Below are 14,521 nucleotides of genomic sequence, written 5' to 3'. Positions count from 1 at the left end.
CCTGGTCGTGGGCGACAGAAGGACTGTCGCGGTTGTCTGCGATGTCGGTTTCAGGACCAAGATCGTTACCGGATTGGAGGCGGCCCGACGAAGTAGGGGGTCGATCCCCTAATCGGGGCAAATCCCCTAACCAGGCCAGTCGTAGCCCGTAGGGGACTTCCCCCTCCGCCCCCGTAGAAGAGGGGGATGCTCCCCGTTGGCCCCGGTCGCCAAAGTTCTTAGCGTTGATTCCACTCGCTACCTCTGGCAGCGCACCAGTTTCCGGACCACCGGCAACAACACGGTCAACGAACTTCAGGAGAACCCGCCATGGCAACGAACGCCGTACTCGAATTCATCCTCGGGCTACTTCGTGACGACGAGGCAGCTGCCAACTACTGCGCCAACCCGACCGAGGCTCTCAACGCTGCAGGCCTGTGCGACGTCAGCCCCGCCGACATCGTCGCTGTTGCTCCGCTGGTCGCCGAGTCCGGACTCTTTGCCGGTGGCGGCGCCGACCTGTCCGCGATCGTCAACGCCGGCGCGTCCGCTGCCGGTGCGATCGGCGGCGGCCTCGGAATCGGTGGTGGACTCACCGGTGGTCTCGGTGGCGGCCTCGGCGGCAGCCTGGGTCTCGGCGCCGGCGCGGGCCTCGGAGTCGGAGGCGCCCTCGGCGGCCAGTTCGATCTGGTCGGCGACTTCGCAGCAGCCCTCAGTGCCGCGCTTGCCATCGGGGGCGAGATCAGTGCCGACCTCGGCGCAGCCTTCGGCGCCGTCATCGAAGCCGGCCTCGGCCTCGGTGGCGAACTCGATCTCGGCGGCGCACTCGACCTCGGTGCACAGCTCAGCGCGGCTCTGGGCGGCGCGCTCGGAGTGACCGGAGGCTTGACCGCGGAACTGGGAGCAGCGCTCGACGCAGCAATCGGTGCAGTCGGCGGACTCGACCTGACGGCAGGGCTCAGCGGAGCCCTCGCACCCGTCTTTGCCATCGGCGGCGACCTCGGAGCCGATCTCGGACTGGCTCTGGGCGGACTCCTCGGCGGCGCAGCAGACCTCAGTGGTCTTCTCGACATCGGCGGCGAACTGGGTGCAAGCCTGAGCGGCGCACTGGAATCCGCCCTTGCCCTCGGCGGCGGCCTGGACCTGGCCGGCGCTCTGACGGGTGACCTCAGCACGGCATTGTCAGGCGCGCTCTCCGGCGTCCTGGGAGCCGGCGGCACGATCGGCGCCGACCTGGGTGCATCGCTCGGCGGCGTTCTCGGCGCGATCACCGACGTCAGTGTTCTCACGGATATCGCGGGAGGGCTCGATCTCGGTGCTGCACTCAGCGGCGCCCTCGGCGGAGCACTCGGCGTCGGTGGCGGATTGGAAACTGCACTCGGCGGTGCACTCGACGCAGCGCTGGGCCTCGGCGGAGGACTCGACCTCGACGCAGTGCTCGGCGGAGGCGCAGACCTCGGCGCGCAGCTCAGCGCGGCACTCTCCGGCGCTCTCGGTGCCGGCGGAACGGTCGGAGCCGACCTGGGCGGCGCACTCGGCGGACTGCTCGGGGGAGCACTCGACATCGAAGGCGGACTCGGCGCCGACCTCGCGGCGGCTCTGGGCGGCGGCGCGAACCTGTCGACTGCCCTCGAAGGCGTCCTCGGTTCGGCACTCGGTGTCGATGCCGGGCTCGCGGGCGGCCTTGGCGGCGCACTCGATGCAGCGCTGGGCGCAGGCGGACTTACCGGAATCGACCTCGGTGGTGCACTCGGCCTGGGCGGCGAAGCAGGTTTGGCTGCCGGTGTGGCCGCGGCTCTCGACACCGCTCTGGCAGGTGCAGGCGGCTTGGGCGCTGTCGGTTCTGTGGGCACGGACCTCACCGGCGCACTCGACGGTGCACTGGGCGCCGGCCTCGGGGCTGGATTGGGCGGCTCTCTCGACAGCATTCTCGGTGCCGAAGGTGCCCTCGGTGGCGCGCTGGACACGGCACTGAACATCGGCGGAATCGGCACCGGTGCGATCGGCGCCGACCTGCCCTCCGTCGACCTCGGCGCAGTGAACCTTGGCCCGATCTCCGCTGAACTGCCTTCCGTCGATCTCGGAAGCATCGCGGCGGACGGCCTGAACCTCGGCGGTGTGACCGGTGACCTCGGAGCAACGGTGGGCGGTGCTCTGGACACAACAGCAGGTCTCGACGCAACCGCAGGTCTCGATGCAGCCACGGATGCGGTGGCCGGCTTGAGCGGGTCGCTAGGCGGTGCACTGAATGGTGTCACTGACGTGGGTGGATCCCTCGGCGGAGCCGTCGGAGCCGTCGGAGCCGTCGGAGCCGGCGGAGCAGTGACCGACGTGACCGGTTCGATCGGAGCAGACGCAACCGCTGCTGCCGGTGGCACCGTCGACGGTGGCGGTACCGTTGGCGGCGGTGGGGTCGCTGACCTGGGTGGATCTCTCGGTGGAGCGGTCAGCGGTGTGTCCGACCTGACGAGCTCGTTGACCGGTGCGCTGAACCCGTGGTCGTCGATCGATGCGACCGACGCTTTCGGTTCGGGTTCCGCTTCGGGCCTGAGCGCCGATACCGAACACTCGCTCTTCGCCGAGGATTCGGTTGCAGCACCGGTCGATCACATCGACCCGGTTGCGGTTGTCGATCACCTGCATCCCTGATCTGCTGACGCAGGAACTGAAATCGGTCAAAATGACCTGATGTAACAAATCCGGCCCTGTGTGCGCTATGCGTTCGCAGGGCCGGATATTCGAGTCGGGAAGAATTGCGGGTCAACGTAGCTCATGAGTGATTCAGCGAGTCAGGTAAGCAGTCGGAAGGCACGCGTCGCGTCGTCGACGGCGTCGTTGCTCGAACGAACAGCTGTAGTGGCGAAGGATTTCGGGCGCACGGATCTGGTGCGTCGACTCGAGAACGCTCAGGTCAGAGTCAACGACCCGCGTATTCGCATCGTGGTGGTCGGCCCTCTCAAGCAGGGCAAGAGCCAGTTCGTCAATTCGCTGCTCGGCATCGACGTCTGCTCGGTCGGTGACGACGAGACCACGGCCGTGGCGACGGTCGTGCAGTACGCGGAGACCGCGGTCGCCGAACTGATTCTCGCCGATCCGGGTGCGGCGCCCATCCGGGTACCGCTTCCGCTCGAAGAACTCATGGGGATCACCCCGGCCACACCTCGCGCTGAAGGGCGCGAAGTTCTGCGCGTCGAGGTCGGTGTGCCCAGTCCACTGTTGGCCGACGGTTTGGTACTGATCGACACCCCCGGCGTCGGCGGTCATGGAAATCCGCATGCTGCAGGAACATTGGGATTGATCACCGCGGCCGATGCCGTGTTGGTTCTGTCGGACTCCAGCCAGGAGTTCACCGAACCCGAGTTGGGATTCATCCGCCAGGTCGTCAATCTGTGCCCTGCGGTAGCCGGGCTGATCAGCAAGACCGATCTGTACCCGCACTGGAGGCAGATCCTCGACGCCGACCGCGGACACCTCCAGCGCGCCGGGCTGGACCTGCCGCTCATCCCGATCTCCTCGGTACTGCGGTCGCACGCGCTGAGGCTGGGGGACAAAGAACTCGAAGCGGAATCCGGCTTCCAGGACCTCTATCAGTTCTTGCGAGACAACGTCGTTGCACGTGCCGAATCGAACACCCGACGCGCGGTCGCGATGGACGTGCGCTCCGCGGCAGCGCATCTGACGTTGGAGATGGGCAGTGAGCTTGCGGCGCTGAAGGATCCGTCGACCGCTCAAGCAGCGGTCGCCGGCTTGCAGCGCGCCCGGACAGCGGCCGAGGAACTGCACAAGAAGACCTCACTCTGGCAACAGAGCCTCGGCGACGGCATCGCAGACCTCGCAGCCGACATCGATCACGACCTCCGGGACCGGTTGCGCCGGGTCACCCGCCAGGCCGAGGAGACGGTCGACGAAGGCGATCCGGGTAAGGACTGGGACGTCGTGGGGGAGTGGCTCGAACAGGAGATCGCCACCGCGATCGGTGACAACTTCGTGTGGGCTCACGACCGTGCTCAATGGCTGGCAGAAGTTGTGGCGCAGCACTTTGCGGAGACCGGCGACGTCGCGCTGCCGCATCTCGACGTCGCCGACACCGACGGTTTCCTGGAACCGGTCGGCGCATTGTCGGATCTCGAATCCGGTCGAATCGGCATCACTCAGAAGGTCCTGGTCGGTATGCGCGGCTCGTACGGCGGCGTGCTGATGTTCGGCTTGATCACCACGATGATGGGCATGGCTCTGGTCAATCCGATCTCCATCGGCGCCGGGGTCCTGCTGGGTACCAAGGCTTATCGTGAAGACAAGCAGGCTCAGGTACTCAAGCGTCGAGCCGAGGCGAAAGCGGCTATCCGGCGGTTTGCCGACGACGTCAGCTTCCAGGTGGGCAAGGAGTCGAAGGATCGCCTCCGCCTGGTGCAGCGGCTGTTGCGTGATCACTTCACCGAGATCGCAGAGCAGGCGCTGCGCTCGATCAACGAATCCCTCCGCGCTACGCAGGAAGCCGCGCAGCTGGAGTCGAGCGAACATGCCGCTCGTATCAAGCGTCTGGAGACCGACATGCGCGTCGTCGCGGAGCTCGACGCCGTTGCCGGAACGCTGATCGGTGAAAGTCCCGCTCTCGCTTCGGCAAAGGTGACCAACGCATGAATGCCACGACCACCGTGACCGCTGTGGAGTCGGCACACGCACTGATCGACCACGCCAGGAGGGTCTACGTCGATCAGCCACGGACGCGCGCCCAGTTGGAAGAATGTGCGGCCAGGCTCGACGAGCCACTCCGGGTGGCACTCGCCGGCTCCCTCAAGGCAGGTAAGTCGACGCTGCTCAATTCTCTTGTCGGACAGGACATAGCGCCCACTGATGCGACGGAGTGCACGCGCGTCGTCACCTGGTATCGGAACGGGACAACGCCGCAGGTGACCGCGACGGCCGAGAACGGCGCCGAGTTCAACGTGCCGGTGACGCGCCGCGACGGCAGACTCACCTTCGATCTGGGCGAGTACACCGCAGACTCGGTGGACCGCATCGACGTCGACTGGCCGTCTTCGGCATTGGCTCGCACGACGATCATCGACACACCGGGTACCTCGTCGCTCTCGACCGAGGTTTCGGCCCGCACCTGGGACATGCTTGTTCCTGACGGCGGGGCACCGGGCGCGGATGCAGTGGTCTATCTCCTGCGGGCCCTGAACGCCAGTGACATGCAGTTCCTCGGGAAGATCGCGGATCATGTGGGCGGAGAATCCGGGCCGCTCGGAGTGATCGGTGTTCTCTCGCGTGCCGACGAGGTCGGCGCGGGCAGGCTCGACGCGTTGTCTTCTGCGAAGGACGTCGCGGCACGATTTGCCGAGGAGTTGGAGCGAACTGGCCTGTGCCAGTCGGTGGTTCCGGTGGCGGGTCTGCTCGCGCTCGCTGCTCGGACGATGAGACAGAGCGAGTTCTCGGCCTTCTCGGCACTCGCGCAGGTTCCGGCCGAGGATCTGAGCCTGGCGCTCCTGTCCGCGGATCGCTTTGCCAGGCAAGACAGTCCGCTGCCGGTCGATGCGGCCATGCGGGCGCAATTGGCCGATCGGTTCGGGCTCTTCGGAATTCGCCTCGCTGTGACGTCGATCAAGCTGGGGGCCACTGATTCACCGTCCCTGGCGGCCGAATTGTTGGAGCGCAGCGGCCTGGACGAACTGCGTCAGGTGATCGACGTTCAATTCGGTCAACGGGCAGATCAGCTCAAATCGCATACAGCACTGGTGACGCTGGGAAGAATCCTCGAAGCCGATCCGAGTGAGGAAGGCGATCAGATCGCGGCGGAGGCGCAACGGTTGCTCGCCGATGTTCACGGTTTCCACGAACTTCGCCTGCTCGGGCGTCTTCGTTCGGTACACACAGATCTGCCCCCCGACGACCTGGCACAACTGCAAAGACTGATCGGTGGCTACGGAATCCGGGCCAGCGATCGGCTGGGCTGCGAACCGGAAGAATCGTCGGAGGTGCAGCGTGCGCGGGCTACGGCGGCTGTCCGGCGATGGCGCGAACTGTCCAGACATCCGCTCTTCGACAGATTCACCTCGCGCGCCTGCCTGGTTGCTGCCCGCAGCGCCGAGGGCGTCTTGGCCGAAATTGTGCCCGAATAGGGACCCGTTCACTATGCGAGCGCCGGAAGAGGGTTCTATCTTGAGTTCGGGATGATCCGGACATAACTCCCAGGTTCGGGTCCCACCTCGATGGGAGCACGCGCATGGCGAGTGACATCAAGTCCGCATCACCGGATCGAGCCACCTTCGTCCTGGGGACGCTCATCCTGGTGGCTGCGGTCGCGAACCTCAATCTTTCGGTCGCGAATGTCGCGCTGCCCGACATCGGTCGGGCTTTCGACGCCAGTCAGACGCAACTGAATCTGATCGCGGTCGGCTACTCGCTGGGCCTGGCCGGAACGGTGCTCTACCTCGGGGCCTTGGGAGACCGGTACGGGCGCAAGATGCTGCTGGTCACCGGCATGGCGCTGTCCATTCCGGCGTCGATCGTGGCGGGATTCGCCGGGAACTTCGAAGTTCTCTTCCTCGCCCGAATACTCGGAGGCGTGTCGGCAGGTCTGGCATTCCCGACGACGCTGGCGATCATCACGGCGTTGTGGGCAGGACCGGCACGAACCAAGGCGATAGCCATGTGGTCGGCCATCGGCGGAGCGATCTCGGCACTGGGTCCGATCGTCTCGGGGGCGCTGCTCGAGCAGTTTCACTGGGGTTCGGTCTTCTTCGTCACCCTTCCGTTGGCTCTCGTCGCACTGATCTGTTCACTGATGTTGGTGCCCGCTCACGTCAACGAGACGACCGAACGAGTTGATCACCTCGGCGGCATAGTTTCGATCGTCTTCATCGGGGCGCTGGTGCTGTCCATCAACTTCGCGCCGGTGAAGGGTTCGGGCACGATGGCACTCGTGCTCGGCGCGATCGCGCTCGTCGCGGGCGTCGGGTTTTTCCTGCAGCAACGACGCGCGGTCAATCCACTGTTCGACCTTCACGTAGCTGCGCGCCCAACTTTCTGGGTCGCAGCCGTGGGCGGGTTGGTGGTGTTCGGATCGCTCATGGGCGCGATGTTCATCGGCCAGCAGTTCCTGCAGAACGTACTGAGTTACTCGACGCTGGCAGCTGGTGCGGCCATTATTCCGGCGGCTCTGGCGATGGTGATCGTTGCGCCGCGTTCGGCGACCATGATCGAAAGGTACGGCGCCCGAGTCACTCTGCTCTCCGGGTACCTGTTTGTGGTTCTCGGGTTGTTTGTCGCGCTGTTCATGTGGAACGAAAAAACACAATACTGGCAGGTTGCGTTGGCCTACGCACTTGTCGGCATCGGGGTCGGGCTGGCCGGCACACCGGCATCTCGGTCCCTCACCGGTTCCGTTCCCGTGCATCGCGCGGGTATGGCGTCGGGAACTTCGGACCTGCAACGCGACCTGGGCGGCGCCATCATGCAGTCGATTCTCGGCGGCATACTCACTGCCGGGTACGCAAAATCGTTGGGGAATGCGATCTCGTCCTCGCCGAACGCATCCGAGGTGACTCCCGAAACTCAAGCCGCGCTCACCAAATCCTTCTCCAGCGCCGAAGTTCTGGCAGAACGCTACCCGCAATACGCCGACCAAATCATGACCGCCGCCAAAAATGCCTTCCTGGACGGGGATACACATGCCTACCTCGCGGCAATCATCATCGTGTGCGCCGGTGCCGCAGTGGTGACGTTCTTCTATCCGCATCGCGAGCGTGAGCGTGTCCTGCTGGCGCAGTACGCGGCGGAATCCGATCTCGCCGCGGAGAAGAGTTGAGCACGCTCTGGTACTGATGAGGGATGCCACAACTACTTCACATCGATTCGTCTGCCGAACTCCGCAACTCGACCTCGCGTGACCTGACCGCACTGTTCGCTCAGCAGTGGTCGGAGATCAGCCCGAATCACACGACGGTGACGTTGGACCTGCACCGAGATCCCTTGCCGCACCTCGCGGACGCGGCCCTGCACTACGCACCACGCTTGCGCGTCGACGGAGAGAGTCCGGATGCCGACGCAGAAGCATTGCAGGCTCGGGTCATCGAGCAACTCGCCGCTGCGGACGTAGTCGTGATCGGTGCACCGATGTACAACTGGTCGATCCCGTCCACGTTGAAAGCGTGGATCGATTACGTACACGTCCTGGGCACAACGGTGCCTTTCGACACGCGTACTCAGCCCATGGCAGGCAAGCCCGTGGTGATCGTGTCCAGCCGCGGAAACACCTATGCGCCGGGTTCGGGGAACGAGGCCAACGATCACACCGTCCCGCCGCTCGTTCAGGTACTGGGGGTGTCGATGGGAATGGATGTCTCCGTCATCACCGCGGAACTGACCTTGGCGCAGCGCATTCCGGCGATGGCACCGCTGATCGAGCAGGCTCAGGCAAGCCTGCGCGCTGCCCGGGAATCGCTCGTCGAGCTGGTCCGTACCTTGGGGGATTGATCAGGGGGCTTGATCAGGGGCCTGATCAGGGGTCTGACCAGGTTCAGGCGAGACCCGAGATCATCGACGCCACGTCTGTCGGCTCTGCGTCGTAACCGGGAAAGTAGCAACACACTTCGTCGGCATGCTCGCCGAACCGCCGCCGAATCTCGGTGGCACATTCGTCGGGGGTGCCGACAACGGCGAGTGTGGTGAGCATCGGATCGGTGATCAGTGATGCCATGTCGGCGTAGCCGCCTCGCTTCGACAGGGCGTTGAGTTCCGGCTGGATCTCGCCCCACCCTTCGACGTCGAGCACCGGACGGTATGCGGGTGTCGAACCGTAGAACGAGAGCAGGGCTCGGACACCGCGGGTGGCCGCGGCGAGTTGATCGTCGCTGCGGCCGACGCCGACGATGACCTGCGGGATAATCGTGAATTCGTCTCGGGTGCGCGCGGATTCGCGAAGGCCTGTATCGACTGCCGGAAGTGTGCGCTCGAGGAAGTGTCGCTCCGAGTGGAACGGCATCACGAGGAGTCCGTCGGCCACCGCCGCGGCGGTACGGGTCATCACCGGCCCGAGTGCCCCCATCAGGATGGGCGGCGGTCCATAGGGATTGGGTCCGGGGTCGAATGTCGGCGGCATCAGAGTGTGGGTGAAGAACTCGCCGCGGAAGTTCAGCGTCGAGGTGTTCTCCCACGCCGTGAAGATCGCTTTGACCGCTGCGACCGTCTCCTTCATGCGGGCCACTGGACGCGACCACGTTGCGCTGTAGCGATTTTCGATGTGCGGTTTGATCTGCGATCCGAGACCCAGCCGAAAGTGGCCGCGACTGAGCAACTGTAGGTCGTTGGCCGAATGCGCCAGATGCATGGGACTGCGGGGGAACGCGATGGCCACGTTGGTCATCAGGTCGAGTTCGACGGCCGAAGCAGCTTCGACAAGTGGGAAGAACACGTCGTGCGGCCCCTCGAACGTGAACAGGCCGCCGGCGCCGGTCTCCGCGAGTTCACGGCTGCGAACAGCGCCTGCGCCAGGCGAGGAGTCGAGTTGAACGTGAACCTTCATCGGCGTGCTCGCAGCCAGTCGCTGACACCGGGACCGAACGGCGCGATCGCCGCCACTGCAACAAGGATGCAGTAGAGAATCGGACCCCACGTCAGGACTCCGGCGCCGATATCCGCTGCGCCGTCGACCAGGGACATGAAGCCGAGCCCGGCCGCGATGCTCAGGGCTCCGACGATCACCGTCATCACCCGCCCGGCGTTCTTGCGTGCGCGGAGGAGTTGAAGGCTCAAAAGTGCGAGCAGGACCAGGACGAGAGCGCCGCCGCCGCTGCCCGCCAGCACGACGGTCACGGCGTCGGAGATGTCGGTAGACGAGTATCCGGGGTTGTCGCGCGCAGTCGATTCTTCGAGAGCGGATCGGACGTCGTCGAGGTTGGTGACTACCACTCCGGCGATTCCGGCCAGAACGACGAACGAGCCGACCCAGGCAGAAGCAGACAAGGTCACGGCTTTGGGCGTCTCGTCGCTCGCTGCAGGTCGGAGTGGCCGAACCGAGACGTCGGGTCGCTCGGGTGCCGGGCGCGGCGGCGGTGGCGCCGGTCGAGCAGGTCGAGCAGGTCGAGCGGGAGAATTGTCGGGATCGGTCACCGGCCGATCGTAGCCATTTGGAGAGATACGGAAGTGATGTGGCGCACTTTTCCGGCTTTTCGGGGAAGGCGGGAACAAATCTACGTGGGCTGTAGTTGACCATTTCGACAAGCTTGAGTGCCCTCGGCTCAACTTCAAGTTGACTCCCGGCCACGGTCGGAGGCAAACTTGAGCGGAGGACGCTCACCAAGCGAAAAGCTCGCGGTCATGTTCGAGATCAACCACTCGGGCAGAGAACCGCAGAACGAAAGGTAGGAACACTATGGCTCGTGCAGTCGGTATCGATCTCGGTACGACCAACTCGGTAGTTGCAGTGCTGGAGGGCGGCGAGCCCGTAGTGGTCGCCAACGCCGAAGGCTCACGTACCACCCCCTCGGTGGTCGCATTTGCCAAGAACGGCGAGGTTCTCGTCGGTCAGCCCGCGAAGAACCAGGCAGTCACGAACGTCGACCGCACCCTCCGCTCCGTCAAGCGCCACATCGGCACTGACTGGAACGTTGAAATCGACGGCAAGAAGTACACGCCGCAGGAAATCAGCGCCCGCACGCTCATGAAGCTCAAGCGTGACGCGGAGGCTTACCTCGGCGAAGACATCACCGACGCCGTCATCACCGTCCCCGCGTACTTCGAGGACGCACAGCGTCAGGCAACCAAGGAAGCCGGCCAGATCGCCGGCCTCAACGTCCTTCGTATCGTCAACGAGCCCACCGCGGCTGCACTGGCGTACGGACTGGACAAGGGTGACACCGAGCAGACCATCCTGGTCTTCGACCTCGGTGGCGGAACCTTCGACGTCTCCCTGCTCGAAATCGGCGACGGCGTCGTCGAGGTTCGTGCAACTTCCGGTGACAACCACCTCGGTGGCGACGACTGGGACGAGCGCGTCGTCGCTTGGCTGGTCGACAAGTTCAAGGCTCAGAACGGCATCGATCTGACCAAGGACAAGATGGCCCTGCAGCGTCTGCGTGAGGCTGCGGAGAAGGCGAAGATCGAGCTCTCCAGCTCGCAGAGCACCTCCATCAACCTCCCGTACATCACGGTCGACGCGGACAAGAACCCGCTCTTCCTGGACGAGCAGCTCTCCCGCAGCGAGTTCCAGAAGATCACCTCCGATCTGCTCGATCGCACCCGTGCGCCGTTCCAGGCAGTGATCAAGGACAGCGGAATCGCCGTCAAGGACATCGACCATGTCGTGCTCGTCGGTGGCTCCACCCGTATGCCGGCCGTCTCCGATCTGGTTCGTGAACTGACCGGTGGCCGTGAGCCCAACAAGGGTGTCAACCCGGACGAGGTCGTCGCCGTCGGCGCCGCACTCCAGGCCGGCGTGCTCAAGGGTGAGGTCAAGGACGTTCTGCTCCTCGACGTCACGCCGCTTTCCCTCGGTATCGAAACCAAGGGTGGCGTGATGACCAAGCTCATCGAGCGCAACACCACGATCCCCACGAAGCGTTCCGAGACCTTCACCACGGCTGACGACAATCAGCCTTCGGTGCAGATCCAGGTCTTCCAGGGTGAGCGCGAAATCGCTTCGCACAACAAGCTGCTCGGCTCCTTCGAGCTCACCGATCTGCCGCCCGCCCCGCGTGGCGTCCCGCAGATCGAGGTCACGTTCGACATCGACGCCAACGGCATCGTGCACGTGACGGCGAAGGACAAGGGCACCGGCAAGGAAAACACGATCAAGATCCAGGACGGCTCCGGTCTGTCCAAGGAAGAGATCGAGCGCATGGTCAAGGATGCCGAGGCTCACGCCGAGGAAGACAAGGCCCGTCGCGAAGAGGCAGAGGTCCGCAACCAGGCCGAGTCGCTGGTCCACCAGACGGAGAAGTTCGTCAAGGAGCAGCGTGACGGTGAGAACGCGGGCAAGGTCTCCGAGGAGATCCTGACCAAGGTCGAGGCAGCGGTCAAGGACGTCAACGACGCCCTGGCAGGCACCGACATCGCTGCAGTGAAGACCGCAGTGGAGAAGCTGGGCACCGAGTCGCAGGCTCTGGGCCAGGCCATCTACGAGGCTTCCGCTGCAAACGAGGCCGGAAACACCGACGGCGCTGGCAATGACGACGACGTCGTCGACGCCGAGGTTGTCGACGAGCCCACCGACTCGGACAAGAAGTGACCTCGGACAACTCCGAGAACAACCCGGTCGACCCCGAGACCGGTGCACAGGGAGAGGCGGCGGGGGAATCCCTGCCGCCGCTCGACTCGGAAGACACAGGGGTAGTTCAGGAAGCAGAGTCGATCGTGGAGGAAGCATCCGCCACCGATCAGCTCGCCGAACGAACTGCGGATCTGCAGCGCTTGCAGGCGGAGTTCACCAACTACCGTCGTCGCGTCGAGCGTGACAAGCAGGTCATCAAGGAAACCGCGCGGGCTTCGGTCATCACCGAGCTCATCGGAATTCTCGACGACCTGGATCGCGCTCGGGCACACGGTGACCTGGAAACAGGTCCGTTGCGTGCGCTCGCGGACAAGCTCAACACGACCCTGACGGGTCTGGGTTTGATCGACTTCGGTAACGAGGGTGACGATTTCGATCCCGCGCTCCACGAAGCGGTGCAGCATGAAGGCGAAGGCCACGACCCCGTACTCGGGACGGTCATGCGCAAGGGTTACAAGCTCGGCGACCGGGTCCTTCGGACCGCGATGGTGGCCGTGACGGACCGGGTGGGCGACAAGCCTGCTGACGGTTCAGAGGAAGAAGCGAAGTAAGAGTGAGAGGAGGAGACGCCCAGTGAGTCAACGGGAGTGGATCGAGAAGGACTTCTACAAGGAGCTGGGCGTCTCGTCCACCGCCACGGCCGACGAGATCAAGAAGGCGTATCGCAAGCTGGCCCGGGATCTGCATCCCGATGCCAACCCTGACGACGCGAAGGCCGAAGAGCGTTTCAAGACAGTCAGCGAAGCTCATGCAGTGCTGTCCGACCCGGAAAAGCGCAAGGAGTACGACGAAGCCAGGCGTCTGTTTGCCAGCGGCGGCTTCGGCCCCCGCGCACAAGGCGGCGGTGGATTCAACCCCGGCGCTGGTGGTTTCGACATCAACGATCTGTTCGGCGGCGGCGCCGGTGGACAGGACTCGGGTCTCGGAGACATCTTCGGCGGATTGTTCAACCGTGGGGGAGCGGGCCAGCGAACAGCTGCGCCCAACCGTCCGCGTCGAGGCAAGGATCTCGAGACCGAGACGACGCTCGCCTTCCGCGAAGCAGCGCTCGGTGTCACCGTCCCACTTCGTCTGACCAGCCCGACGTCGTGCACCACGTGTCACGGCAGCGGCGCAAAGCCAGGCACCAGCCCGCGAGTGTGCCCGCATTGCAACGGAACCGGCGTAGTGAGCCGGAACCAGGGCGCTTTCGGATTCAGTGAGCCGTGTGACGATTGCCGGGGAACCGGCTCGATCATCGATTCGCCTTGCGAGGACTGCCACGGTAGCGGCGTCACCAATCGCACACGGACCATCACGGTACGGGTGCCTGCGGGCGTCAGCGACGGTCAGAAGATCAGACTCAAGGGCAAGGGCGAAGCGGGACTCCGCGGAGCTCCGGCCGGCGACCTGTTCGTCAACATCCGCGTCAAGCCGGACAGCGTCTTCGGCCGCAACGGTGACGACCTGACACTGACGGTTCCGGTGAGCTACGGCGAGCTGGTACTGGGAACGACACTGTCGGTGCCGACCTTGGACGGCCGTGTCGGAGTGAAGGTTCCGGCCGGAACGGTGGACGGGCGCATTCTGCGAGTTCGCGGACGTGGCATCCCCAAGCGTCCCGAGGGAGCTGGTGACCTTCTGGTCACCGTCAAGGTATCCGTCCCGCAGAAGTTGGACGACCCGGCGATCGAAGCGCTGAAAACCTATCTCGAAGCCGAGAAGGCGAGCGGGTTCGATCCACGGGCCGGGTGGGCCGGTGCATGATGACCGAGCGACCGCAGAATCAATGGGATGCGACGGTCGATCCTGACGCTCAGATCTTCGTGATCTCGGTGGCAGCCGAGTTGGCCGGAATGCATGCGCAGACCTTGCGTAACTACGACCGACTCGGTTTGGTCACCCCGCACCGAACCACCGGTGGCGGACGACGCTACTCCCCTCGTGATGTTGCGCTTCTTCGTGAAGTGCAACGGCTTTCGCAGGACGAGGGCGTCAACCTTGCCGGAATCAAACGGATCATCGAACTGACCAACCAGGTCGAGGCTCTGCAGCATCGCGTCCGCGAATTGGCCGAGGAGATCGCGAAAGTCCATGCGGGCTATCGCCGGGACCTCGTGCCGATCCCGCGCAACAACGCGTTGGTGGTTTGGAAGCCCCGCAACCAGCGGTAGTCGGACCTTACACAAACGGCTCCACGCCCTGTCGGATTCACTTCATCGAATCCGGCCGGGAGTGGAGCCGTTTTGGCATTTCCACCCAGCGGGAATCGGTCTGTCGAGGCCGCCCGAA

At 64.6% G+C, this 14,521-nt stretch carries 11 protein-coding genes; 9 read left to right on the top strand and 2 right to left on the bottom strand.

Annotation, left to right across the window (positions count from 1 at the left end; all coding sequences use genetic code 11):
* Positions 1 to 309 precede the first annotated feature (309 nt).
* The 5 genes from QM716_RS20695 to QM716_RS20675 all read left to right on the top strand — a co-directional run bounded on the left by QM716_RS20695 (position 310) and on the right by QM716_RS20675 (position 8,457).
* Positions 310 to 2,628, top strand: coding sequence for an IniB N-terminal domain-containing protein (locus tag QM716_RS20695; protein ID WP_283305960.1), 2,319 nt, complete (start codon positions 310 to 312; stop codon positions 2,626 to 2,628).
* Positions 2,629 to 2,751: 123 nt separating this feature from the next.
* A complete protein-coding gene (locus QM716_RS20690; RefSeq protein ID WP_283305958.1) occupies positions 2,752 to 4,620 on the top strand; it encodes a dynamin family protein in 1,869 nt (622 codons plus the stop codon).
* A complete protein-coding gene (locus QM716_RS20685; protein ID WP_283305957.1) occupies positions 4,617 to 6,101 on the top strand; it encodes a dynamin family protein in 1,485 nt (494 codons plus the stop codon). Before QM716_RS20690 ends, QM716_RS20685 begins: the two co-directional genes overlap by 4 nt.
* A 104-nt stretch (positions 6,102 to 6,205) precedes the next feature.
* Positions 6,206 to 7,789: an MFS transporter gene (locus tag QM716_RS20680; RefSeq protein WP_283305956.1), complete on the top strand. Its 1,584-nt coding sequence runs from the start codon at positions 6,206 to 6,208 to the stop codon at positions 7,787 to 7,789.
* A 23-nt stretch (positions 7,790 to 7,812) separates the two neighbouring features.
* Complete coding sequence (locus tag QM716_RS20675) at positions 7,813 to 8,457, top strand: FMN-dependent NADH-azoreductase (protein ID WP_283305955.1); 645 nt, start codon at positions 7,813 to 7,815, stop codon at positions 8,455 to 8,457.
* A 43-nt stretch (positions 8,458 to 8,500) separates the two neighbouring features.
* Here QM716_RS20675 and QM716_RS20670 read toward each other — a convergent pair whose 3' ends face one another.
* Positions 8,501 to 9,505, bottom strand: coding sequence for a TIGR03617 family F420-dependent LLM class oxidoreductase (locus QM716_RS20670; protein ID WP_283305953.1), 1,005 nt, complete (start codon positions 9,503 to 9,505; stop codon positions 8,501 to 8,503).
* Entirely contained in the window at positions 9,502 to 10,092 is a 591-nt protein-coding gene (locus QM716_RS20665; RefSeq protein WP_283305952.1) for a hypothetical protein, read from the bottom strand. The genes QM716_RS20670 and QM716_RS20665 overlap by 4 nt, the downstream gene beginning before the upstream one ends.
* Positions 10,093 to 10,354: 262 nt before the next feature.
* Here QM716_RS20665 and dnaK point away from each other — a divergent pair, with 262 nt between their 5' ends.
* Genes dnaK through QM716_RS20645 form a run of 4 tightly spaced genes read left to right on the top strand, consistent with a single transcriptional unit; the run spans position 10,355 to position 14,403 of the window.
* On the top strand, positions 10,355 to 12,208 hold the full coding sequence (dnaK, locus tag QM716_RS20660; RefSeq protein WP_283305951.1) for a molecular chaperone DnaK: 1,854 nt from the start codon (positions 10,355 to 10,357) through the stop codon (positions 12,206 to 12,208).
* Entirely contained in the window at positions 12,205 to 12,801 is a 597-nt protein-coding gene (gene grpE / locus QM716_RS20655; RefSeq protein WP_283305950.1) for a nucleotide exchange factor GrpE, read from the top strand. Before dnaK ends, grpE begins: the two co-directional genes overlap by 4 nt.
* A 22-nt stretch (positions 12,802 to 12,823) precedes the next feature.
* Positions 12,824 to 13,996 (top strand): molecular chaperone DnaJ, encoded by a 1,173-nt coding sequence (gene dnaJ, locus QM716_RS20650; protein WP_050656306.1) that lies wholly within the window; start codon positions 12,824 to 12,826, stop codon positions 13,994 to 13,996.
* A complete protein-coding gene (locus QM716_RS20645) occupies positions 13,993 to 14,403 on the top strand; it encodes a heat shock protein transcriptional repressor HspR (RefSeq protein ID WP_003944355.1) in 411 nt (136 codons plus the stop codon). The genes dnaJ and QM716_RS20645 overlap by 4 nt, the downstream gene beginning before the upstream one ends.
* Positions 14,404 to 14,521 lie beyond the last annotated feature (118 nt).

The organism is Rhodococcus sp. IEGM 1409 (genome assembly GCF_030056735.1).
Lineage (GTDB): Bacteria > Actinomycetota > Actinomycetes > Mycobacteriales > Mycobacteriaceae > Rhodococcus_F.
Note: the sequence above shows the minus strand (reverse complement) of the source record. Positions and strands in the feature narration are given on the sequence as shown.

Coding starts and splice junctions, on each gene's coding strand:
- QM716_RS20695 (WP_283305960.1), top strand. CDS start 310: ATGGCAACGAACGCCGTACTCGAATTCATCCTCGGGCTACTTCGTGAC.
- QM716_RS20690 (WP_283305958.1), top strand. CDS start 2,752: ATGAGTGATTCAGCGAGTCAGGTAAGCAGTCGGAAGGCACGCGTCGCG.
- QM716_RS20685 (WP_283305957.1), top strand. CDS start 4,617: ATGAATGCCACGACCACCGTGACCGCTGTGGAGTCGGCACACGCACTG.
- QM716_RS20680 (WP_283305956.1), top strand. CDS start 6,206: ATGGCGAGTGACATCAAGTCCGCATCACCGGATCGAGCCACCTTCGTC.
- QM716_RS20675 (WP_283305955.1), top strand. CDS start 7,813: ATGCCACAACTACTTCACATCGATTCGTCTGCCGAACTCCGCAACTCG.
- QM716_RS20670 (WP_283305953.1), bottom strand. CDS start 9,505: ATGAAGGTTCACGTTCAACTCGACTCCTCGCCTGGCGCAGGCGCTGTT.
- dnaK (WP_283305951.1), top strand. CDS start 10,355: ATGGCTCGTGCAGTCGGTATCGATCTCGGTACGACCAACTCGGTAGTT.
- QM716_RS20645 (WP_003944355.1), top strand. CDS start 13,993: ATGATGACCGAGCGACCGCAGAATCAATGGGATGCGACGGTCGATCCT.